Origin of the sequence: Chitinophaga sp. CCNWYY40 (assembly GCF_037483205.1) — a bacterium.
Classification (GTDB): domain Bacteria; phylum Bacteroidota; class Bacteroidia; order Chitinophagales; family Chitinophagaceae; genus Chitinophaga; species Chitinophaga ginsengisegetis.
The window spans coordinates 380,629-403,277 of the sequence record NZ_JBBHLF010000006.1 but is presented as its reverse complement, the minus strand read 5'-3'; the positions used below and the strand labels follow the sequence as shown (position 1 = coordinate 403,277).

The 22,649-nt window shown below is 48.0% G+C and carries 23 protein-coding genes; 14 read left to right on the top strand and 9 right to left on the bottom strand.

Annotated elements, in window-relative coordinates; translation table 11 throughout:
* The first annotated feature begins 198 nt into the window (after window positions 1–198).
* The gene (locus V7S65_RS24540; protein WP_111579377.1) at window positions 199–885 is read left to right on the top strand and encodes a type 1 glutamine amidotransferase domain-containing protein; all 687 of its coding nucleotides are present in this window, start codon (window positions 199–201) and stop codon (window positions 883–885) included.
* A 56-nt stretch (window positions 886–941) separates the two neighbouring features.
* On the opposite strand, the gene V7S65_RS24535 is transcribed toward V7S65_RS24540, so the two are convergent.
* Both V7S65_RS24535 and V7S65_RS24530 read right to left on the bottom strand, forming a co-directional pair.
* Window positions 942–1,319, bottom strand: coding sequence for a DoxX family protein (locus V7S65_RS24535; protein ID WP_336388127.1), 378 nt, complete (start codon window positions 1,317–1,319; stop codon window positions 942–944).
* Between the two features lie 14 nt (window positions 1,320–1,333).
* Window positions 1,334–1,798, bottom strand: coding sequence for a hypothetical protein (locus V7S65_RS24530; RefSeq protein ID WP_336388126.1), 465 nt, complete (start codon window positions 1,796–1,798; stop codon window positions 1,334–1,336).
* 122 nt (window positions 1,799–1,920) lie between these two features.
* Here V7S65_RS24530 and V7S65_RS24525 point away from each other — a divergent pair, with 122 nt between their 5' ends.
* Window positions 1,921–2,556, top strand: coding sequence for a MarR family winged helix-turn-helix transcriptional regulator (locus tag V7S65_RS24525; RefSeq protein ID WP_168771450.1), 636 nt, complete (start codon window positions 1,921–1,923; stop codon window positions 2,554–2,556).
* Between the two features lie 156 nt (window positions 2,557–2,712).
* On the opposite strand, the gene V7S65_RS24520 is transcribed toward V7S65_RS24525, so the two are convergent.
* Both V7S65_RS24520 and V7S65_RS24515 read right to left on the bottom strand, forming a co-directional pair.
* A complete protein-coding gene (locus V7S65_RS24520; protein WP_111579188.1) occupies window positions 2,713–3,426 on the bottom strand; it encodes a hypothetical protein in 714 nt (237 codons plus the stop codon).
* A 116-nt stretch (window positions 3,427–3,542) separates the two neighbouring features.
* Window positions 3,543–4,481 carry a hypothetical protein gene (locus tag V7S65_RS24515; protein ID WP_079472551.1) on the bottom strand — a complete coding sequence of 313 codons (939 nt, stop codon included), beginning with the start codon at window positions 4,479–4,481 and terminating at the stop codon, window positions 3,543–3,545.
* Between the two features lie 212 nt (window positions 4,482–4,693).
* On the opposite strand from V7S65_RS24515, the gene V7S65_RS24510 reads away from it, so the two are divergent.
* The gene (locus tag V7S65_RS24510) at window positions 4,694–5,494 is read left to right on the top strand and encodes a methyltransferase domain-containing protein (protein ID WP_336388125.1); all 801 of its coding nucleotides are present in this window, start codon (window positions 4,694–4,696) and stop codon (window positions 5,492–5,494) included.
* A 1-nt stretch (window position 5,495) separates the two neighbouring features.
* Here V7S65_RS24510 and V7S65_RS24505 read toward each other — a convergent pair whose 3' ends face one another.
* Together V7S65_RS24505 and V7S65_RS24500 are read right to left on the bottom strand one after the other, a co-directional pair.
* Complete coding sequence (locus V7S65_RS24505) at window positions 5,496–7,112, bottom strand: family 43 glycosylhydrolase (protein ID WP_336388124.1); 1,617 nt, start codon at window positions 7,110–7,112, stop codon at window positions 5,496–5,498.
* A complete protein-coding gene (locus V7S65_RS24500) occupies window positions 7,009–7,893 on the bottom strand; it encodes an AraC family transcriptional regulator (protein WP_079473100.1) in 885 nt (294 codons plus the stop codon). Before V7S65_RS24500 ends, V7S65_RS24505 begins: the two co-directional genes overlap by 104 nt.
* 161 nt (window positions 7,894–8,054) lie before the next feature.
* Here V7S65_RS24500 and V7S65_RS24495 point away from each other — a divergent pair, with 161 nt between their 5' ends.
* The 3 genes from V7S65_RS24495 to V7S65_RS24485 are packed head-to-tail and all read left to right on the top strand — an operon-like array spanning window position 8,055 to window position 12,878.
* Entirely contained in the window at window positions 8,055–11,066 is a 3,012-nt protein-coding gene (locus V7S65_RS24495; protein WP_336388123.1) for a glycosyl hydrolase, read from the top strand.
* Window positions 11,063–12,487: an arabinose isomerase gene (locus V7S65_RS24490; protein ID WP_336388122.1), complete on the top strand. Its 1,425-nt coding sequence runs from the start codon at window positions 11,063–11,065 to the stop codon at window positions 12,485–12,487. Before V7S65_RS24495 ends, V7S65_RS24490 begins: the two co-directional genes overlap by 4 nt.
* A 55-nt stretch (window positions 12,488–12,542) precedes the next feature.
* A complete protein-coding gene (locus V7S65_RS24485; RefSeq protein WP_336388121.1) occupies window positions 12,543–12,878 on the top strand; it encodes a hypothetical protein in 336 nt (111 codons plus the stop codon).
* Between the two features lie 118 nt (window positions 12,879–12,996).
* On the opposite strand, the gene V7S65_RS24480 is transcribed toward V7S65_RS24485, so the two are convergent.
* Window positions 12,997–13,443, bottom strand: coding sequence for a hypothetical protein (locus V7S65_RS24480; protein WP_336388120.1), 447 nt, complete (start codon window positions 13,441–13,443; stop codon window positions 12,997–12,999).
* Between the two features lie 238 nt (window positions 13,444–13,681).
* Here V7S65_RS24480 and V7S65_RS24475 point away from each other — a divergent pair, with 238 nt between their 5' ends.
* The 7 genes from V7S65_RS24475 (at window position 13,682) to V7S65_RS24445 (ending at window position 20,373) form a co-directional block, all read left to right on the top strand.
* Window positions 13,682–16,045 carry an ABC transporter permease gene (locus V7S65_RS24475; RefSeq protein WP_336388119.1) on the top strand — a complete coding sequence of 788 codons (2,364 nt, stop codon included), beginning with the start codon at window positions 13,682–13,684 and terminating at the stop codon, window positions 16,043–16,045.
* 96 nt (window positions 16,046–16,141) lie between these two features.
* Window positions 16,142–16,354, top strand: coding sequence for a hypothetical protein (locus V7S65_RS24470; protein ID WP_336388118.1), 213 nt, complete (start codon window positions 16,142–16,144; stop codon window positions 16,352–16,354).
* 100 nt (window positions 16,355–16,454) lie between these two features.
* Window positions 16,455–17,654: a glycoside hydrolase family 71/99-like protein gene (locus V7S65_RS24465; protein ID WP_336388117.1), complete on the top strand. Its 1,200-nt coding sequence runs from the start codon at window positions 16,455–16,457 to the stop codon at window positions 17,652–17,654.
* A gap of 77 nt (window positions 17,655–17,731) precedes the next feature.
* Window positions 17,732–18,109 (top strand): hypothetical protein, encoded by a 378-nt coding sequence (locus V7S65_RS24460; protein WP_336388116.1) that lies wholly within the window; start codon window positions 17,732–17,734, stop codon window positions 18,107–18,109.
* A gap of 60 nt (window positions 18,110–18,169) precedes the next feature.
* Window positions 18,170–19,261, top strand: coding sequence for an AI-2E family transporter (locus tag V7S65_RS24455; protein WP_079472558.1), 1,092 nt, complete (start codon window positions 18,170–18,172; stop codon window positions 19,259–19,261).
* Window positions 19,262–19,293: 32 nt separating this feature from the next.
* Window positions 19,294–19,776, top strand: a complete 483-nt coding sequence (locus V7S65_RS24450; protein WP_336388115.1) for a hypothetical protein — start codon at window positions 19,294–19,296, stop codon at window positions 19,774–19,776.
* A gap of 78 nt (window positions 19,777–19,854) precedes the next feature.
* The gene (locus tag V7S65_RS24445) at window positions 19,855–20,373 is read left to right on the top strand and encodes a GNAT family N-acetyltransferase (RefSeq protein ID WP_336388114.1); all 519 of its coding nucleotides are present in this window, start codon (window positions 19,855–19,857) and stop codon (window positions 20,371–20,373) included.
* Here V7S65_RS24445 and V7S65_RS24440 read toward each other — a convergent pair.
* Together V7S65_RS24440 and V7S65_RS24435 are read right to left on the bottom strand one after the other, a co-directional pair.
* Entirely contained in the window at window positions 20,362–20,685 is a 324-nt protein-coding gene (locus V7S65_RS24440; RefSeq protein ID WP_336388113.1) for a hypothetical protein, read from the bottom strand. The two genes, V7S65_RS24445 and V7S65_RS24440, sit on opposite strands and share 12 nt — an antisense overlap.
* A 5-nt stretch (window positions 20,686–20,690) precedes the next feature.
* Window positions 20,691–21,527: a DUF899 domain-containing protein gene (locus V7S65_RS24435; protein WP_336388112.1), complete on the bottom strand. Its 837-nt coding sequence runs from the start codon at window positions 21,525–21,527 to the stop codon at window positions 20,691–20,693.
* 134 nt (window positions 21,528–21,661) lie between these two features.
* Here V7S65_RS24435 and V7S65_RS24430 point away from each other — a divergent pair, with 134 nt between their 5' ends.
* The gene (locus V7S65_RS24430; protein WP_079472563.1) at window positions 21,662–22,645 is read left to right on the top strand and encodes a GlxA family transcriptional regulator; all 984 of its coding nucleotides are present in this window, start codon (window positions 21,662–21,664) and stop codon (window positions 22,643–22,645) included.
* The last annotated feature ends 4 nt before the right edge of the window (window positions 22,646–22,649 follow it).

The window sequence follows — 22,649 nt, the reverse complement described above, 5'->3', positions numbered from 1 at the left end:
ACAAATTAACATAAAAGCTGTGACCTGCATCACAATTAAATGGTGATCTGTTTCCTTCCGCAGCATACGTTTAAGTACCAACTTTGTGTAAAAATCAGGTAAATGAAAACTAAAAAAACGGGCTTATTGCTGTTACTGTTGCCCTTTCTGGCTTTTCAGGCATATAGCCAACGTACAAAAACAATTAATCATCAGTCTATGAAAAAAATACTTATCGTAGTGAGTTCTTTCGGCGAAGTAAAAAGCACGGGTCATAAAACAGGCACCTGGATAGAAGAATTTGCCACGCCCTACTACCTGTTTACCGATAAAGGGTTCCAGGTAACCATCGCATCACCCGCAGGTGGAAAGGCGCCCATCGATCCAAAAAGTACCGCACCCGATTATAGCACCGAATCAGTAAAAAGGTTTCTTAAAGATCCGGCAGCACAGGAAAGATTGAACCACACGGTGCTGCTGAAAGACGTGCAGGCGGCGGATTATGACGCAGTGTTTTATCCCGGCGGACATGGCCCCATGTGGGACCTGGCAGATAACGCCAAATCCGCACAGCTGATAGAAACATTTTATGCAGCAGGAAAACCGGTAGCACTGGTATGCCACGCTCCTGCGGCGCTGAAAAACGTAAAAGATAAAACGGGTGCGCCATTGGTAAAAGGGAAGAAAATATCGGCGTTCACCAATAGTGAAGAAGTTGCCGGTCAAACTACCGCTGAAGTACCTTTTTCCCTGGAAGATATGTTAAAAGAGCGTGGCGCAAACTATGTAAAAGGGGCCGACTGGCAACCCTTTGCCGTAGCCGATGGTAACCTCATCACCGGCCAGAACCCTGCCTCCGCACAGTTAACAGGCGAAAAAGTAATCGCAGCCCTGGGTGTGAAATAATATAACAATAACAATAAAAAGCCTTCAGACACGCCCGGTCTGAAGGCTTTACTTTTTTAGGCAACAACCACTGGTGGATGCAGTTTGTGATAGTAAACATAAGAAACTACCAGGCTTATAAAAAAGGAGGTGTGACCTATTTCCAGCAGTACGCTGTCGCCGCTCGACAAATGCGCAATGGCCGCAGAAATCAATGTAATGCCAAACCCAAAATAAGCGAACTCCCGCAGCTTCGCCGGCGTAAAGGGCAACAGGAGCGCCAGTGAGCCCAGTAACTTGGCAACGGTCAGCTCTATCCGGAACCAGTTGGGTAACCCCAGGTGGGCGAAGGCGTCCTTCATTTCAGGGTTGAAGGCAAAATTAAAAGCGCTCCATAACATCACGCCGGTGAGAATGAGCGTGGCCGTCCAGTAAATGATTTTATCTTTTTTCATGATGTTCAATTTGATCAGTTGAATTTGTAAACGCTCAACAGGATGATGATAAAAACGAACAATAACTGCACAATGTGGAACAGGCTGATGTTGCTCCTGATTTTTTGAACCGTGCCGGCAGACGTTTCAAAGGACTTCTTTAACTGTTTTTTCTGCCGCTGCCCGAAAAGAAATGTGTTGAGGATAATAACGATCACCAGGCCAAATTTCACCCGGAACCACAGCTGTTCCCCAAAAACGCCGTGCGTCATGTACATAATGCCTATGCCGGAAAGAATGATCAGCCCGATCCCCACTCTCATTAATACCGGGAAAACGGATATGGCCTGCATCACGGTGGCAGCCTTGCTTTTATCCAGGTCGTACTGCTTCCAGAATTGCCGGAAACCTACAAAATCCGCTACCGACGTACCGGCAAAGAGCAGAAATCCTATGAGGTGGAGCACAATGAAGCCCTGAAAAATAATCTGTGTTGACATCTGACTATGATTTTTATATGACAGAATCGAAATAATAATAGTAAATGTATAACGGAAATGTAGTAAAAACAAAAAATCCGGAGTATTTTTTCTATTATTGCTTCGAAAATAAAATATATAGCATGAATAAAGCCGTAGAACTGATTACTGAATGGGGGGCGTTTGATGATCAGCATCCGGAAAGCAGCATTGAAGAATTTTGCAGGTACTACCTCGCACACAAGCAAACACGGAAGCCCGTTCCGCCAGAAGGGAAGTTTCTGCCGGTACAAAGTGAAGGTGTACTGATGCGGGTAATCGGAAGGATCTTTAAGTTACATACCATTTACACGGTGGCGGCGCTGGACGGTACCGGTATCAACACCATCGATGAATATTCATTGCTCAATACCGTGGCCCAGTTAAAGGAGCCCCGGAAAACAGAAGCCATCTACGCGGCGCTGCAGGAACTATCTACCGGCACAGATAAACTAAACCGCCTGAAAAAGCTTGGCTACCTCGCTGAATATGACGATAAAGAAGACAAGCGCTCCAAACGGTTAAAAGTAACGCCCAAAGGAGAAAAAGTATTGGTCCTGTGCAGACGGCGGATCAGCCAGCTCGCGGAGGTAATGTTCCACGACATGACAGACGATGACCGTAAATTATGCGTACAGCTGTTGAAAGGGGTGGAAACAAAATTCGCCGGTATCTGGCAGTCGCACAAAGGAAAGGATTTTGAAGAGATTTATGCGGAGATCATAACGGATAAACGTTAATACTTCGCCGCACAGAATCGCCGTAGCCGAACCGGGTCATTGATACATGAAAGCTGGCGCAGTTGGGCTTATTAAGAGGAAATAAACTATTACTATATCTCAAAATAAAACGAAAAAGGGCGGGCAAAATTGCCAGCCCTTTCAGTCAATTTGCGTTTACTTATCTACATCCATGCAGTACGTAACACAATGCCATACGCGTTTAAAATCTTTACCTTCATGTTGCCCGCTGGCTTCTTCGGTAAAAGTACCTTCCAGCATGTAGCGGCCTGCCCACGCGGGTGAAAAAGTAACGTCACCGGCCTGGCTGGCTTTGAACTTCTTAGTCCATCCCTCCGGCGATTGTACGGTTACTTCGCCGGCAGTTGGAACTGCCTTCTTATAACTCAACTGCACGGTAGCCGGTTGATGCAACTTGTTTGTTTTTTTGAGATTCGTGAGCAGGGAGAAATCCGTATAGTCTTTTACGTTATCTGCGCCGGTTAAAGAGTTGTTGACTTTCACCAGGCCCATTGCATAATAATGGATCTTACTGCCGCTATATACTTCCTGCACGGTGTGATCAATGGATAACACGTGCGTGCCGGCAACAGCGGGCGTAAAAGTCGCTGTGAAATAATTGCCGTTGGCGGTGCAGGTCAGTTTTTCTTTTTGTCCGTCGGGTTTCACCAGGTACAGGGTGAAATCTTTCATATTACTGAACCAGTTCTGAATGGAATCGCGCTCGTTATCTGCATATTCTCCCAGGAAAACTCTCACTTCCTGTGGCTGCCCGATCTTCCCGGTAGTAACGGTTTCAATCCAGATGGCATGGGCAAAAAGCGGCTGAAGACTACAGCATAAAATAACAGAAAACAGGAATTTTTTCATTATATCTTGATTTATTAGTGGAGCATCATCTGCAATGCGGGCAAAGCTATGCCGGGAGTGGGCCGGACCGGTAGCGAAAAGGGAATATTATTTACGCAATCGGGAAAAATTATCCGTTATTCGATGCTGACGAGATAATGCAGGAGCCGTTGCAGATCCTGGTTCACGGACCGGATGGTAGATTGCAGCTCATTTACCATCGCTGCACGGGTATGAAGGTCGTCGGCTTTATACACGCCGCCATCACCAAAAAACAGCTGTTTATCGGAAGTGCTGACACTCCCTTCAAGATCAAACCGCTCCCATCTCTTTTTAACATTAGCCGCCAGTGATATCTGCCCGCTGTTACTGAAATGTTTTTCATTCAGCACGTACCAGGTAAAAGGAGGATAAATGGCAGAAGTATCCGGCAGGTACCAGATGTCCGATAATACATTCCGGAAATGCGCGAACCTGATCTTCTTCCCGGCGGCATTGATCGTTAATGCACCCAACCCCGCGGAAAGCAGGCCCCCACCGATGGCAACGGCATTCTGCGGACCATCTTCCTTGATAGCAACCGTCGCAATGGTAGTCAATGCACCGGTAATGATAGATGCCACCGTTAAGCGGGTATTCCTTTTGCTGTTAAAATTATCAAGATATTTGGCCAGCTGGTCGGCCTTTTCGCCTTCACAGTCCAGCTCCGCGGCAATACCGGCAATCTCCATGGTGGCCAGCAGCAGGCGGTGCTGGATCTTCGACCGGAGTTCAGATCTTCTCATCATCCCTTCCAAAGTGGTGTCTCCGCTTATTTCCTTCATCCGCCGGATCAGGAACAGGGTACCGGTAGCATTGGCCATCAATACTTCATGTACCGGTAAATCAGGGTTGGCCTTTATCAGTGAATCGGTATTTTTTAAGGGAATGGTATCCTGGTTGTTGGTGAAGGCGGCGGCCGGAGCGCAGTAGTTGCCGGTAATGGTCAGATCGGTACTATTGATCACCCGCGTGGTTTTACAGGCGAACAGCAGTGCCGTGCTGGCAAAAAGCAAGAGGAAGCAGCGTGTTTTCATGCAGGCATTTTTCTTCATACACTACAAACAACCTGCTAAATGGTTTGAAAGAACACCTCATTATCCGGATGGCAGTATCCACTGCAGCCCTTTTATAAAAGTAGGTATCAGCAATAGCTGTTAATTTAGATACCTCGTAAAGTATGGTTAATTTCTGTTTACAAAATGTTATATTTAAACTCACCTTTTCCTGATCAAACAACAGATCCCCCATGAGTAATACCGCAAATGAAAGAGCCGTGATGCCAAAAGACAGCAGCGTTTTAGACAGCCGGAGTTTGCAGAACAGCTATGCTACGCTGATACCATTGCTCAGGGAAGGCATGCGTGTGCTCGATGTAGGCTGCGGCACCGGCGCCATTTCTGCCGGAATAGCCGGTGCGGTGGGCCAAACCGGAACCGTGGTGGGCATCGACAGCAGCGCGCACTTAATCGCCAAAGGCAACACCGATCACGCCGATCTGTCTAACTTAACATTGCTGGAGGCCGACCTGTTTGCCTACAGCCCCGCGGAAAAATTTGACCTCATCGTTTCAGCACGTGTACTTCAATGGTTAAGCAGTCCACGTGAAGCGCTGCTGAAATTTAAATCCCTGCTGAAACCCGGCGGATACATTTCTATTTTAGACTACAACCATACCCAACTGGAATGGACTCCTGCACCACCGGAAAGCATGCAGCGGTTTTATAAAGCATTCCTCGACTGGCGCGCCGATGCGGGCATGGATAATGAAATAGCCGATCACCTCTCTGCGCATTTTGAAGAACTGGGCTTTCATGATATCGCGGTACTGAATGCCGATGAAATATATACCCGTGGCGAAAGTAACTTTGCGGAGAAAGCAGCCATCTGGTCCAAAGTAGCGGAACTCAGAGGGCCGCAGGTAGTGGAAAGCGGCTTTAGTACTGAGGAGGAGCGGATCCGCGCTATTGCAGATTACCAGGCATGGATCGGGGAGTCGGCGGAGAAAATGGTGATGAAACTGAAAGATGTAAGGGCAAGGATCGACTAACCTACTTCCCCACATACGTACTAAACTTCAGCACCCGGCCTTTTTCAATAGTAAACACCTGGCCGCAATCAGCGCTGTAACCCGCGCCACCAATAACCGTTTCATCTTTATAGGTAATGCCATAACAACCATTACTTGTGGATGATCTGATCACCATCACATAACTGCGTTTGGCCGCTACCGTTATATGCGGTTTTATGCTGACCGGTGTTGGCGACCAGCTGAAGCTGTCACGTGAAACAGCTGTTTCATACAATGCTTTTCCTGCTGCCGGTAAACCTTTATCATTGGCAGGGTAAATGCTGATATGAAGATCGTCATCGGGATAACCGCTTTTAAAAGCAGTGATGCTTATAGCAGTCAACTCGCCGGAACGGGTAGGGGTAAAGGTTTGCGAGCGCTGTATACATCCGTGAATATCGCACTGGAACCGGAAGCCTTCCTGCCCGCTGCTGTTGTCGGGCTTCACTTTCACGACAGGAGGCAGTGCTGCGCGCAGTGGTAATGCTATACTGTCTTTACAGATGATAGGTTCAATAGCGCCGTCGGCAGCAAAGGAAAGCGGCGCCCAGTAGTAATTGGCCAGCGCTTCATTTTTGGCTGCTTTGTTCCACAGGTCGCTACCATAAAGAAATACACTGTCGCCGTTGAGTTTAATAAGAGATACAAAAGAAGGCTGGCCTCCGCACGATTGGTCGCTGATCTTCACCCCATCCGACCACGGACCTAACGGTGAGTTAGCACGACGGTAAGAAGTGCCGGTGCCTGCACAATAGCCGCAATTAGGATCGGAGTACAGGAGGTAGTAAATGCCATTGCGCCGGAGAAGCGCCGGCGCTTCTGTATTTCCTTTGGTAACCGCTTTCACATGTTCGCCGCTGCCGGTAAGATAATCTGCACGGAGCTTTTCTATTACAATGGTACCTTTTGTCTGCCAGTCGGTATACGCAATGTAAGCAGTACCATCTTCATCCACAAAGGTATCATGATCACCGTTGTTCAATCCTGCAACAGCGCCGTTGTTGTTCACCGCCAGCGTTGGCTCTGCCACTTCTGTAAACGGACCGGTGGGCTGCTTGCTGGTAAATACGCGGAAGCCTATACGATTATCGTATACATTGATCCATAACACATACTGTTTTGTTTTTTTATTGTAGATCACATGTGGCCGGAAACAACCGTAGGTACTGCCATTGCAGCGTGTTTGCCATACGGGTGTGCGGGCGTCAAATAAAAATCCTTTGTCGGTCCACTGCTGCAGATCTGTGGAAGTATACACTTTGAATCCGCAAAAGGGCGCATCTTTTTTACCCCATTCAAAGCCGCAGCCATAGCTGGTTCCATAGAGGTAGTACGTGCCGTTGAAGTAAGCAATTTCACCATCGTGCGCATCAATGGCGGCGCCTACAGTGCTGAAGCGGATAGTTTGCTGTTGCTGCGGGTTGAAGTTAATAAGCGATGAATTCGTTTGCGCATGCGCGTTAGCTGCCAGCAGTAATATGCAGCAAACGATATTAAATATCGCCCTGCGCTCTTTTCCGGTATTCCGTGGGCGTAAGGCCGGTCTTCTCTTTAAAGATCCTGGAGAAGTAAAACGAAGAATCAAACCGGAGATCATAGGCAATTTCTTTTACAGATACAGCGGGGTCATTTAATAATTCCCTCGCTTTTTCTATTTTAAGTTGTATGTAATACTGGAACGGAGATAAGCCCGTATATTTCTTAAATTCTTTCCTGAACCACGAATAGCCTACCTGTAGCTCTTCTGCCGCCTGCTCCGGGGAATAATGCTGAGAGATGTTGGCGCGGAATAACAGTCGTGCTTTATTCATCAGCTGCTCTCTTTCTTTATTCCCGTTTACCTGTTGCTTCACGAGGTAGTGGATGTTTCCCATCAGGTGAAGGGCCGCGCCGGCAATGAGCGGCTGGTAGCCAGGGTTCTCCTGTTTTGTTTTTTCTATAATGAGATGAAACAACTGCAGCGTGCCTTCCTGGAAACCGATATATAAACAGGGCTTTTCCCGTGTAAAAAAATTCTCTTTCAGCAGGTTATCGAGTACAGGTCCTTTCATACCTACCCAGTATTCATCCCAGCCGGTTTCGGCGAGTGGCCGGTATCGGTGTCTTTCTCCGGGGAATAGCAGGATGATGGTACCGGCTTTTATTTCCTGCTGGCGGCAGCTGTCTGATTCAAAAATACCTTTCCCGCTGGTGATATAAATAACCTGGTACTCGTTCAATACCCTTCCCTTTTTCCAGTTGAAATGATGATGCGCAGGATGATTTTTTCCCGGATAGATGTCTGTTGCTGCTACCTGCGTACAACCGGTATTCAGCACCCACAGCCCCCAGTTCTCATCTTCCCTGCTTACAGGCAGGTATTTATAATAGTTCATCATAACGCTTCCTTCTTTTACATAAAAATATAAAAAGCCGGAAAGGAATGGGAAAGTAATAAGAATTTCCGCCACCTGCCGGGATTATGTCAGAAAGTACAACTGAAATATCAAATAATTCATCCCACTACGGCTAGTTTTATTCCGGCTAAAATAATCCACTGATGACAGCTCTTCGTCCACGTTATTTTCTGTTATTTTTTTCCGGGAGATATATGCCTTACCGTTACCTTCTTTTGTTCATATTATGGCAGGTAATTTTCGTACAGCCGTTATCGTGTCAGCTGTCTGTATGGAAGCAGGGCTTTTCAGAACCGCCAGCCAGCGCGCGTCCTGGCGTATATTGGTATTTTATGGATGGTAACTTATCAAAGGAAGGTATAACGGCCGACCTGGAGTCCATGAAAAAAGCAGGTATCAGCAATGTTACTTTCCTTGAAGTGAATGTAGGCATTCCCCGCGGTAAAGTTGATTTTCTCAGTGAAGCCTGGCAGGATCTTTTTGTACATGCAGTGCGGGAAAGCGAGCGGTTGGGGATTGAAGTTACTTTGGGCATAGGACCCGGCTGGTCGGGGAGTGGCGGTCCCTGGGTAACGCCCGCCCAGTCTATGCAGCACCTGGTAGCCTCCGCTACCCATGTTTCCGGTAACGAAAAAAAGATAGTCACGCTGCCGGTGCCATCTCCCAAAACACCTTATTTCGGGGAAGATGTTTTTACCCCCGGTCTGAAAAAGCAATGGAACGATTTTTATAAAGATGTGGCTGTACTGGCGTTTCCTACACCCGCCCATGCGCAGCACATTACAGACATAGGTGAGAAAGCATTGTACTATCGCGCGCCATTTACCTCTGTGTCCGGCGTAAAGCCATACCTGCCATCTCCCGGCGTGTATGATACATTAGCCGGGATTGCAAAGGATCGTATCATTGATCTTACTGCCGCGCTGCAACCGGATGGAACCCTGCGATGGACCGTACCTCCCGGCAACTGGACCATCCTGCGTTTCGGCGTACGGAACAATGGCGCCATCACCCGCCCGGCACCATTCCCCGGATTGGGATTTGAAGCCGATAAGTTTGATACTACCGCTATTAATGCACACCTGGATCATTACATCGGTACGTTGCTGCGTAAATTAGGAAAGCAAAATCCCGCATTGCCAGGCGGATTGAAACGCCTGCACATGGATAGCTGGGAGATGGGCGCTCAAAACTGGACGCCCCATTTCCGGGAGGAATTCAGGAAAAGAAGAGGCTATGATCCGCTGCCGTTTTATCCCGTGTACACCGGGAGCATTGTGGAGAACAGGGAAATCAGCGAACGCTTTTTATGGGACCTCCGGCAAACCGCGCAGGAACTGGTATTGGAAAATCACGCCGGGCATGTGAAAAAATATGCGCACCGGCGCGGATTAGGTTTGTCGATAGAACCCTATGATATGAACCCCACCGCCGATCTTGAGCTGGGCGCTATCGCAGATATCCCGATGTGTGAGTTCTGGAGCAAAGATCTGGGCTTCAACGCAGCCTTCAGCTGTATAGAGGCGGTGTCGGTTGCGCATGTGAACGGGCAGTCGTTGGTGCCATCCGAAGCATTCACGGCGCAAAATGATGAGGGCTGGAAACAATATCCCGGTGTTATGAAAAACCAGGGCGACTGGGCCTTTGCGGCGGGGATCAACCGGTTTGTGTTTCATACTTTCCAAAGCCAGGTGCTGGCCGATTCGTTGCGCCCCGGCATGACGATGGGGCCTTATGGAGTACACTGGGACCGCAACCAAACCTGGTGGCCGATGGCAGGGGCGTATCACCGTTATTTATCGCGGTGCCAGTACCTGCTGCAACAGGGAACTACGGTAGCGGATATACTCTATTTAACACCGGAAGGATCGCCGCATGTATTCCAGCCGCCACCATCGGCATTGTCCGGTGATGCCGTATTGCCCGATCGTAAAGGATATAACTTTGATGGCTGCGCACCCGGACAATTATACCAGGCCACCGTACAAAACGGTCGCGTTGTATTTCCCGGTGGTGCCAGCTACCGCATATTGGTATTGCCTGCTGTTACCACTATGACGCCGCAACTACTGGAAAAGATCCGGTCGCTCGTACTGGCCGGCGCCGTGGTTACCGGCATCCCGCCGCAGCATTCCCCCGGATTATCCGGTTATCCCGCCTGTGATGCCACGGTGCAGGCAATCGCCGCAACGCTCTGGAAACAACCAGCTTCCGGCAAAGGAAAAGTAATTTACAGCACTGCACCGGAGGGGCAATTGTACCCACACTATGATAGCACGGCTGCTATTCTTACGGCAATGGGCGTGCCGCCGGATCTGGAAGCAGGTGAAAATATCCGTTACACACACCGCACTACCCGCAACGCCGACTTATACTTTATCTCGAACCGGAGCAACGCACCGGTCAGCAGCAAGGCTATTTTCCGTAGCCGTAATGGTGCGCCGCAGCTATGGGATCCGATGACAGGCAACATCCGTGCACTCCCGGAATTTACCGCTTCCGGAACGCGCACTATTGTTCCGTTACAGCTGGAGGCAGGAGAAAGTTGCTTTATTGTTTTCACAAAAGAAACGATCGCAAAGCCCTCATCTTCCAAAAACTTCCGGGAAAAAATAATCGTACAAACACTGCAGGGCGACTGGCAGGTAGCCTTTGATCCAAAATGGGGCGGCCCGGAGAACGTAACATTCAACCCGCTGCAGGACTGGACACAACGGCCCGAAAGCGGCATTAAGTACTACTCCGGCATGGCGGTGTACCGTAAAACATTTGATCTGCCCGCAGCCGGAAAAAAAGCATCGCTCCTGTTACAACTTGGCGCCGTCAATAACCTGGCAAAGGTTACACTAAACGGAAAAGAACTGGGCGTACTGTGGTGTGCGCCCTGGCAGATTGATATCAGCAACGCCGTAAAAGAAAAAAATAATCTCCTGGAAATAACCGTTGCCAACCTGTGGCCTAACCGCTTAATAGGCGACGAACAACTCCCGGACGACGGCATAAAAAACGGGCAATGGCCCGAATGGCTGCTGAAAGGCTTACCCCGCACCAGCGGAAGGTATACTTTCTCCACCTGGAAATTTTATACAAAAGATTCCCCACTGCTACCATCCGGATTACTGGGGCCGGTTACCATCCAAAAAATCACACCATGAATACATTGAAAGTTGGCCTGTTTGGCATAGGGCTCGCTGCCTATTGGGAACAATTCGAAGGACTGCAACAACGGTTGTCCGGCTATATTGATATCGTGCATCAGCAGTTGCAGCATTATGGCGCCGATATCGTTAATCTCGGATTAATAGACACGCCGGAAAAGGCTTTCGAAGCAGGCAGCCGTTTCAGGAAAGAAGACGTAGACCTGATCTTTTTATACGTAACCACCTATGCATTATCTTCCACGGTTTTACCGGTAGTGAAACGGGCAAAGGTACCGGTTATCGTATTAAACCTTTCTCCGGCCGCAGCCATTGACTACGCTACATTTAATAAGCTTCCCAACCGCACCACCATGACCGGCGAATGGCTGGCCTTCTGTGCCGCCTGTCCCGTACCGGAAATAGCCAGCGTATTCAAACGTTCACACATCCCTTTTTACCAGGTAACAGGTATGCTGCAGAACGATCCCATTGTTTGGAAAGAAGTGGAAGAATGGATCGCCGCCGCCAAAGTAGCGCACACCTTATATCACAACAGGCTTGGCTTAATGGGTAACTATTATGGCGGCATGCTGGATATCTATTCCAATCTTACTTTACACGCCGCCGTATTCGGCGGGCATATGGAAATCATTGAGGTAGATGAATTATCAGGACTCCGCAATACGGTCGGCGAAACAGAAATTACCGCCAAACTCCAGGAAGCACAGCAGGTATTTGACATCCAATCCGATTGCTCACCGGAAGAATTGCACCGCGCCGCCAAAACCGCTGTAGCGCTGGATAAGCTGGTGGCAAAGCATCAACTGGGCTCCCTCGCATATTATCATAAAGGAAGCGGCAATGCAATAAATGAAGATACCATGAGTTCCGTGATCATGGGCACCTCGCTCTTAACAGCACAGGGCATTCCTGTAGCCGGGGAGTACGAAGTAAAAAACGCACAGGCCATGAAGGTCATGGATAGCTTTGGCGCAGGTGGCTCCTTTACGGAATACTATGCAATGGACTACCAGGATGATATTGTACTCATGGGCCACGATGGGCCTTGTCATCCTGTAATAGCCGCCGGTAAAATAAAGTTAAAGCCATTACAGGTATATCATGGAAAAGTAGGAAAAGGATTATCAGTAGAAATGTCTGTGGCACATGGTCCGGTAACTCTGTTGTCTGTAGTGGAAACAGCAGATGGAAAATTGCAGTTCCTCCTGGCGGAGGGCGTGTCTGAAGCAGGTCCTATTCTTGAAATTGGCAACACCAACAGCCGTTACCGGTTCCCCATTGGCGCCAGGAATTTTGTGGAAGCCTGGAATGCAGAAGGGCCGGCGCATCATTGCGCAGTAGGCAAAGGGCATATAGCGTCGCGGATAAAAAAGCTGGCGGAGTTGTTGGGGGTGGAGGTTAAGCAGGTTTGCTAACTTGTGCTAAATTATTACCTTAGGCTCTTTATATTGGCGACATTGAAACTTATACATGGCTAGAGTAAAGCTCATTTTAATGTTTGTTGTATTGGTTGTAATTATTGGTGGATCTCTATACTGGATTGCTAAAGATGCAAATAGAAGGAAGTCAGAAGAATTGGAGCTGATAAACAGAAATTATGACTATGCTAAGGGAGTTATTATGGGAAAGAAATCATATAAAGGCCATAGCATAGAAGTAAAATATCAGATTGGGAATAGAGAATATAATTATGTGGGTGGCTGGGACAGCAACCCACATAATTTGGGAGAGGGTGATTCTATAAGATTCAGATACGCCATAGATACGCCTCAAATAATAATAACAGAGTTGGATGACAGGTATTAGACGTAATACTCTCTCTAAGTAAACTATTTAATTGATGTCTAAAAATACTGCATATCTCTACTCGTATCTGATAGCTTTTTTATATGTGGGAGCGGGCACATTGTCGGTGGGCTTTTGCTTACCCCCTCGTATAATTAATCCACACCTCCGCCACCAGGAAATGCAGCGTAAATCCTATCCAGAACGCTGTCCCAAAAAACACCTGCGGCGCCAGCCCTGAAAATGCAAAAAACATCCCCACTATAGGACGTACCGTGCTTACCGCCAGCCCGATGGCGAAAGCACGGATCATCCATTCGCGGTGAAAGCGGGAATACCTGTTCCGGATGCCGGGCATAAACTGCCATGGCCCCAGCAGCATAAACAAAAATCCCGGCAGGATATGCAGGAAAGTGATCACGGGGTGCTTACCAAAACCGGTATCAAATGGAATGGTGCCATTAGAGCTTACGGCTGGTAATATGCCGGCAATGGCCAGTGTTCGTCGTGCTACCATCGCCATACCGGTGATGGAGAGGAGGAACATGCCAGTGCGTAACACCCACGATATTTGTTTACGATGCATATCTTTGAAGTGTTGACCGGTATAAAAGTAGCCGTTGGAAAAAGGTGGTGGGAGAGAAGTATATGAAACGATAGTATACCGCGACAGGCAAGGCAGATGCCGCGATATTATAAGCGGTCAGCCACTGTATCAAAAACGAACATATTATTTTAAAAATAACTTTTTAAATTACTGGAATGTAAACCATTTTCGGTGTGGCATGTTTTTTCAACAGGTGCTGTAACAGATATCATCTATCATGATAAGAAACTACTTCAGGATTGCTTGGCGCAACCTGGTCCGCAATAAAGCATTTTCTTTTATCAATATCCTGGGGCTGGCGCTCGGACTGGCCTGCAGCCTCCTCATGATCCTGTGGGTGCAGGATGAAAAAAGCATGGATGGCTTTCATGCCAACAGTGATAAACTGTACCAGGTATATGTGCGCCAGTCGTCCGGAGGTAAAGTAGATGCCGGGTATCTCACACAGGGGCCATTGGCAGCAGAGCTGAAAAAAGAAGTGCCCGAAGTAGCTTATGCCAGTGGCTTTCAGGCTTTCCCGCCTGTTGCGTTACGGGTAGAAGATAAAGTAATGAAGATCACCGGCGCGTATGCCGGCGCCGATTTTTTGCAGATGTTCAGTTATCCTGTATTGGCGGGCACAAAAGCTTCTGCCATCGATAAACCCGGTACCATTGCTATTTCCAGGCACCTCGCGGAGTTATTTTTCGGTACCCCGGAACAGGCATTGGGAAAAACGCTGCGTTATGAAGACACGGTAAGCCTGTCTGTTACCGCGGTATACGATGTACCGGCCAATTCATCACAACAGTTTGATTTCCTCCGCAACTGGGAAGACTTTACAAAGAACAACGCCTGGACAAAAACCTGGGGCAGCTTTAGCCCGCTTACGTATATCCGTCTCCGTGACAACGCCGACGCAGGTAAAGTAGCCGCCAAAATAAAGGATTTTGTTTATAATTACCAGCCACGCAACAACAATTCCTATACAGAATTAGGCTTGCAGCCTTACAGCGAAAAATACCTGCACGCAGTATTCAGTAACGGCGTTCCCGGTGGCGGACGTATTGAATACGTGCGTCTCTTTACACTGCTGGCAATATTTATCATGCTTATTGCCTGTATCAATTTTATGAACCTGGCTACAGCCCGCTCAGTAAAAAGAGCAAAGGAAGTAGGCGTGAGAAAAGTAGTAGGAGCGTTACGTTCTTCTCTCATCATGCAGTTTATTGGAGAAGCCATGCTGCTGGCATTCTTCTCACTGGTAATCGCCCTGTTGGTGGTAATATTACTGTTGCCTGCCTTTAACCAGCTTAGTGGAAAACAATTATCATTACCCATCTCACAACCTGTATTCTGGGCTACCTTGCTGGGGCTCACGGTGCTCACCGGCTTTGTGGCCGGTAGTTATCCGGCATTGTTCCTGTCGTCTCTGAACCCGGTACGGGTGCTCAAAGGAAGTCTGAAATTTGGCTCCGGCGCTACCAATTTCCGCAAAGGATTGGTGGTGTTTCAATTTACGCTGTCCATTTTGTTAATGATAGGCATGTTTGTGATTTACCGCCAAATGGATTATGTGCAAACGAAAAACCTTGGCTACGACCGGCAAAACCTTATCTACATTCCTATTGAAGGTAGCCTGATCTCGAAATACGATGTGTTCAAAGAAACTGCCGCCAACCTGCCCGGCGTGCTGGCCATCTCTAAAATGAAGGAAACACCTACGGTGATACAACATCATAAAGGAGATATCAGCTGGTCGGGAAAAGATCCGGACGATGTTCCCTCTTTTGCCGATGCAGCAGTAGGCTACGATTTTATAAAAACCATGCACCTCACCTTACTGGAAGGCCGCGATTTTTCCCGGGAATTTGGAAATGATTCCGGCAGCTATATCCTGAATGAAAGCGCTGTGAAAAGGATCGGTTACCAGCATCCGGTAGGACAACCATTCACACTCGGAAATGTTTCCGGTACTATCGTGGGCGTACTCAAAGATTTCCATTTCAACTCCATGCACGACGCCATAGAACCGCTGGTGATCCGCCTGGATGAAAAGCCAAAATGGGGTACTGTACTGGTAAGAGCCGCCGAAGGCAAAACAACGCCGGTGCTGGCCGGACTGGCAGCGATCTGCAAAAACTTAAACCCTGAATTCCCCTTTACTTACCAGTTCTCTGATGAAGAATATACAAAGCTGTATAAGAGTGAACAGATGGTAAGTCAGTTGTGCAATTACTTCGCCTGCCTCGCCGTATTTATTTCCTGCCTCGGGTTATTCGGACTGGCCATGTTCACCGCCGCGCAACGTACAAAAGAGATAGGCGTGAGAAAGGTGCTGGGCGCTTCTGAATCCAATATCTTCATATTGCTGTCGGCAGGATTCCTGAAGCCTGTATTTATAGGGATGCTCATCGCCTTCCCGTTGGCCTGGTATACGATGAACCATTGGCTGGAACACTTCGCCTATAAAACAGACCTGGAATGGTGGATCTTTGCCGGCGCAGGACTCATCACTATTATTATTGCGTTACTCACAGTCAGCTTTCAAAGCATCCGGGCCGCCGCCATGAACCCCGTGAAAAGCCTGAAAACAGAATAATCCTACTTATTGGGGTGCTAATTCCCCATTATACCACTAAAAATACGGCCATAGCAATGGCATGTGGATTGCCGGTACATTCATAAACGCAACATTATGAAAGTACTTGGCATGATCCTCATTATTGCTGGTATTGCAATGATCCTTATCAGGGGTTTCTCTGTTCAAACAGAAAAAAAAGTGGTGGACATTGGTCCTGTTGAAATTAATAAGAAAGAAAACAAATGGATCGGCTGGCCTACCTACGCAGGCGGTATCGTAGCCATTGTAGGGCTAGTGCTGGTGGTATCCGGTAAGCGGAGAGACTAAAGGTGGTATATGTTCCTGTTGGAAAAATATTATCTTTAATCCCCAGGTCGATAAAAGAAATAAAATGATCAGTAAAAGGTTCCACGTTATATTAACATGCATGCTATTGGTATGCATGCTGGCTAAAGCACAGCGCTATCCTACCTACAAAGGACTGGTAATGGCTGGTTACCAGGGATGGTTTAACACACCCGGCGACAGTGCCGGCAGGGGATGGCACCACTATGAAAAAAGAGGAGTGTTCAAACCAGGCTCCTGTGAAATAGATTTCTGGCCAGATGTAAGCGAGTATAAGAAAACATATACCACTCCTTTTAATTTTGAAGATGGAAAGCCGGCTTCGGTTTTTAGTCCGCACGATGCCTCTACAGTAGCCGTACATTTTAAATGGATGAAAGACTACGGTATCGATGGCGTATTTATGCAGCGCTTTGTTGCGGAGATCAGGAACCCCAGTGGCAAAAAGCATTTCAACACCGTACTGGATAATGCGATGACGGCCGCCTGTAAATACGACCGCGCTATTGCCGTAATGTATGACCTCAGTGGTATGCGTCCGGGAGAAGAGCAACTGGTGTTAAAAGACCTGGATGAACTAACAGAAAAATATGATCTGCTGCACGGCAGTAAAAGTCCTACTTACCTGCATCACAACGGTAAACCCTTTATCGTGATCTGGTGTGTGGGCTTTAATGACCGCCGCGCCTACGGACTAAAAGAAGCGGAAACCCTGCTCGATGCCATGAAAGCAAAAGGCTTCAGCGTGATGCTGGGTGTGCCGACCTACTGGCGGGAGTTGAGGCAGGACGCGGTAAACGACGAAGGACTGCACCGCCTTATTAAAAAATCGGATGTAATTATGCCCTGGTTTGTAGGCCGCTATAATGGCAAAAGCTATGATGGTTTTAAGCAGCTGATAACAGCTGATATCGCCTGGTGTAAAAGCAATGGTGTGGATTATGTGCCGCTGGCCTTCCCTGGCTTTTCCTGGAAAAACATGAATGGTCCGGAAGCCAATACCATTCCGAGAGAAGGTGGTCGCTTCTACTGGCGTCAGATTGCCGGCGCAAAAAATGCCGGTGCGGAAATGTTGTATGTAGCCATGTTTGATGAAATGAATGAAGGCACCTCCATATTTAAATGTGCTACTGTGGATAAGTTGCCGTTGAATGCAGCCGGCTCTTTTACAGGTATCGAAACAGCATTGGGCAGCGATTACTACCTGTGGCTTACAGGGCAGGCTGCCCGCTGGTTTCACGGGAAAGGCAAATATTCGGATCAGTTGCCGGTAAGAAAGTAACGGCATGGGATATACGAACGGTGTGTAAGAAATATAAGGCTGGCTTATTTATTATATTGTAGAATAAAACCTGGAAGATGTCAACATCTTTATTGGATCAAAACAACGATCCGCTGCTCAAAACTTTCATTGCCGGTAAACCGGATCATACATTGGCGCTGTTGCAGCACTTCATCGCCCAATATGAGAAACTGGGAAAGATATACCTGTATCCCACCAAATCCATGATAGGTATTGGTTTCAACGATAGCAGGGTAGCATGGATCACCCAGCTTGGAAAGAATTTCGTACATATTGTGTTTCCCTTTGAAAAAGCCTACCCCGATAATTTATGCTTTCAGAAAATTGCGCAGGTACCGGGCAATAACCGGCAGTTTAATCATCATTGCCGTATGTATCTCCCGGAAGATATCAATGAAGAAGTACTGGCGTTTATGCGCCTGTCGCTGGAGTAATGGGTTTATGCCGGCGGTTTTAAGTATATTTAGGAAGAAACCTGTATAAAATACCGTCATATGAATCTCCATCGCCCTGCCTCTAAAAATATGATCGAGTCCATCCTGGTGCTGCTGTTGCTGCTGGCTTTGTTGCTGGCGCTGTATGATGTGCTGCGGCTCTTTTTCGGGATACTCACCTTTGCGCTGATCTTCTCCGTTTCTTTTCATCACCTGTTTGAGCGCATGGTTATTTGGTTAAAAGGCCGCCGTAAACTGGCCGCTACCATATATGCGGTAGCGTTAGTAGCCATCATTGCCCTGCCGGTTACTTATTTTATTGCAGCGCTGAGTTCACATATCCGGGAAGCATTGCACTGGATCGGTAATGTAAAGGAAAATGGTTTGCCGGCGCTGCCCGACTGGATTGTAAGTATGCCATACATCGGCAGTGATATCGTGGATTTCTGGGAACATCTGCAGGAAAGCCCCCGCGAAACATTGTCCACCAATGTACATGAACAACAGGTAAGAATGGTGCTGCATCATATCATCAGCAGTGGCGCAGGTATCCTCGGTGCAGCAGGACAACTCATCCTCGGCATCATCATATCCGCCTTTTTCCTGGTAGGCGGTGAAAAAGCGGTGCGCCCCATCAGGGCTACAGCCCAGCACCTGCTGGGACGTAAAGACGGCGCTGATCTGCTGAACGCTACTACGATGGCGATCAAGGGTGTGTCTATCGGTGTAATGGGCACTGCCTTCATCACCGCTATTGTGGCGTTTATCGGGCTTAAAATTGCGGGCATCCCCTTTGCTCTCGGTTTATCCGCCATTATCTTTTTCCTGGTGGTGATACAGATAGGTCCGCTCGTGGTATGGATTCCTCTAACCATCTGGATGGCTACACAGGGTCATCCCGGCATGACGCTTTTCCTGGCCATCTACGGCGCCGGCATCCTGATCGGAGAAGCCATCCTGAAACCCTTGCTCATAGCCAGAAGCGGCAAACTGCCTTTCCTGGTATTATTCCTCGGCGTAATAGGCGGCATGGCCGCATGGGGATTCACCGGTATGTTTAAAGGCGCTATCATCGTAGCCGTATTCTATACCGTATTTAATTCCTGGTTGTTGCGTAAAGATGCCGCCCACGGTTCACATGCTGCAGAATAGATAGTATCTTCGCAACAAGCATCAGCAGAATTATGAAAGCGGCAAGTATCAGTGATATAAAAAAAGAATTAACTACCCTGCCTCCGGCAGAATTGTCGGCATTGTGCCTGCGCCTGGCCAAATACAAGAACGATAACAAGGAACTGCTTACCTACCTTTTGTTTGAGGCCCACAACGAAGAAGGGTACATCGCCGCGGTGAAGGAAGAAATCGATAAAGGGTTTATTGAAATGGCCGGCGACAAATTATACCACGCCAAAAAAAGATTGAGGAAAATCCTGCGGATAACGAATAAGCATATACGTTATACCGGTTCCAAATCTGCCGAAACAGAACTGCTGATCTATTTCTGTACAAAAATGAAACTGTCCGGTTTATTATCTTCCTATAGTGTTCAGTTAAATAACCTCTACGAACAACAGGTGAAGAAGATCACAAAGGTGGTTTCCACCCTGCATGAAGACCTGCAATATGATTATCTCCGTCAGCTGAAACGGCTTACCGGCGAGGATTAGCACTTTGGTTTGTTTCCTTCACCGGAAAATTTTATTTTGGTGGGTGTTGACGAATTAAAGAGGCCATAAAATGAATGCATGAAAGTTCTATTCGAAACGCCGCGGCTGCAGGTCCGCACTTTTGCCGCCACAGATGACGCATTTGTACTGGAGTTACTGAATACGCCTTCCTGGCTGCAATACATCGGCGACCGGCAGATCCGGACACTGGCAGATGCACAACGCTATATCATGAATAACCTGTTACGCCTGTATGCAGAACAAGGCTATGGCGCATGGGTAGTAGTGTTGAAAGAAACGGAGAAGCCTATCGGTATCTGCGGACTGTTTAAAAGAAAATACCTGGAGCAACCCGACCTGGGGTTTGCATTCCTGCCTGCCTATGAAGGTTTGGGCTATGCTTATGAAGCGGCTACAGCTACCATTGAATATTCCCGGCAGCAATTACCGTTCTCCCGGTTGTTTGCCATTACCCAACAGGATAATCACCGGTCTGTTCGTTTACTGGAGCGGTCAGGATTCACGCTGCAGGGTACCATCCTTCCGCCCGGAGAAGTGGAAGAACTGATGTTATTTGATCTTGAATTAGGAAGCTGACTGCCGCCGTTTCCGGTAAGCCATCATCCTGCTTCCCGCCAGGTAAAGCAATGAACCCACACACAACACCACCAGCCCTGATCTCAGCCATGTAGCAGCGGTTACAGACAACCCGATTCCTGTACCCAGGGCTACATAGGCCGCGAAACAAATGGGACACTTTGGCAGCAGTACAAGGGTGATGCCCGGTATCAGCCATCGTACGCCTTTTACAAAGCGTTGCCATAAAGTGAGCGGGCCGGTGGTTTGCGCAGCGGTTGTTTTGCGGGCGCCGCTGCCCGTAGCGGCGCCGCAGGAACAATGTGTTTTCATGATGCTTAGTCTTCTGAACAACAGGAACCCGGCGTTTTCTCTTTATGATACCTGCCGGTATTGTCTACATGTCCTTTCTCTTCATATTTGTCGTGGTGCCGTACCCACGATGTTAAATCACCCCGTTCGCTGGTTTCATTACGTCCCAGCGGCGCTATATCCAGGTAGTTGTAAGCAGCGAGCTGTAATTCGCCACCACGGCCATACGTGGAATATGTGTGATAAATATCGCCGGCTTCATCTTTGTAAAAAACACTGATGCCCTGCAGGTCTTCCAAATGATGCGGCAATCCTTCCACAATACCGTAATTGTAATACACCGTTCCTTTTTCAAGGTCTTCCTTACGGAAAGACACGTGATAGTCGTAGTTGAAATCACTGCCTTCAGATGATACCCAGTTGAAGTGCCAGTCCATACGCTTGCGGAAAGCTTCCAGCGTGGCCAGCGGCGCACGTGATATCACCGCAATGGACACATCATGATGCTCCAGGTGAGGCAATACGCCGTTAATCGAATCTGCTGCAAAAGAGCAGCCTACACAACCTTCTTTTTCGTGGGGACCAAACATAAAATGCTGGATGATCAGCTGGCTGCGGCCATCAAAAAGGTCAGAAAGGGTGACCTTCCCTTCCGGACCGTCAAATACATAGTTCTTCTCTACCTTTTCCCACGGCAATGTCATGCGCTCACGGGTAAGCTCATCCCGCAAACGGGTATATTCCTTTTCTTTCTGCAAAAACTTCTTCCTGGCTTCCAGCCACTCTTCAGAGGATACAACTTTGTGCGGGGGACCGGGTTTAACAGCACTATCTTTAAAACCAGTCGTTACAGGAGTACTCATGATTTTTGTGATTTTAATGTTCTACAAATCTCAGGAGTTAAAATGTAATTTAACGAGGGTGAATGCGACTTATTTAGGGGGTGTTTGTGCCACGTTAAAGTATTAAATTTGTGTTGTAACAGACACAAACTGCCATGAAGACTGTTTCTTTGCTTATCTATGAAGATGCCATTTTATCTTCCGTGTCCAGCGTGATGGATATCCTGCTGGGAGCTAACCGCTTCCTCATTGAAACAGGAAAGGAACCAGCCTTTAAGCTGGAGCTGGTCAGCGAGAAGATGAAGAACATCCAGCTGCATGCGCCTGCGCAGTTTATCTGCTTCAAAACCATCGATGAAGTAAAACATACAGATCTCATCCTGGCGCCTGCCTTTGAAGGCTTAGCGGATGTTGTGCTGGAGAAGAACAAGGCGCTGGTGAACTGGATCCGCACCATGCACGCCTGCGGCACTGAAGTGGCCAGTCTTTGCCTGGGAAGCTATTTCCTGGCCGAAGCAGGACTGCTCTCCGGGAAATCCTGCACCTCCCACTGGACCGCCCTCGACGATATGCGCAGTCGCTACCCGGATGTAAATATCCTGGCAGACCAGGTAATGACCGACGACAATGGCGTTTATACCAGCGGCGGAGCCTTTATTTCATTAAACCTGGTATTGTACCTGATCGAAAAATTCAGTGGTCGTGAAACCAGCGTTTGGGTAAGTAAAATGTTTTCTATAGATATGGACCGCGTTAACCAGGCCCATTTCGCCGTGTTCCAGGGACAACGCCGTCACGAAGATGAAGACATTCTCAAAGCGCAGGCTTACATCGAAAAGCACTATGATCAGCAAATCTCCATAGAACAGATTGCCGGCCTGGCGAATATGAGTAAACGTAATTTCGTTCGCCGTTTTAAACTCGCTACCCACAATACCCCGATGGAATACCTGCAGCGGGTAAAAATAGAATCGGCCAAAAAAGAACTGGAGAAAAACGCCATCAACATCAGCACGCTGATGTACAACGCAGGATACAACGATCAGAAAACATTCAGACAGGTGTTTAAACGGTACACCGGTTTAACCCCGCAGGAGTATCGCAGAAAGTATTGCCGAGGCGGCGTGGAAATGAATTAAAGGA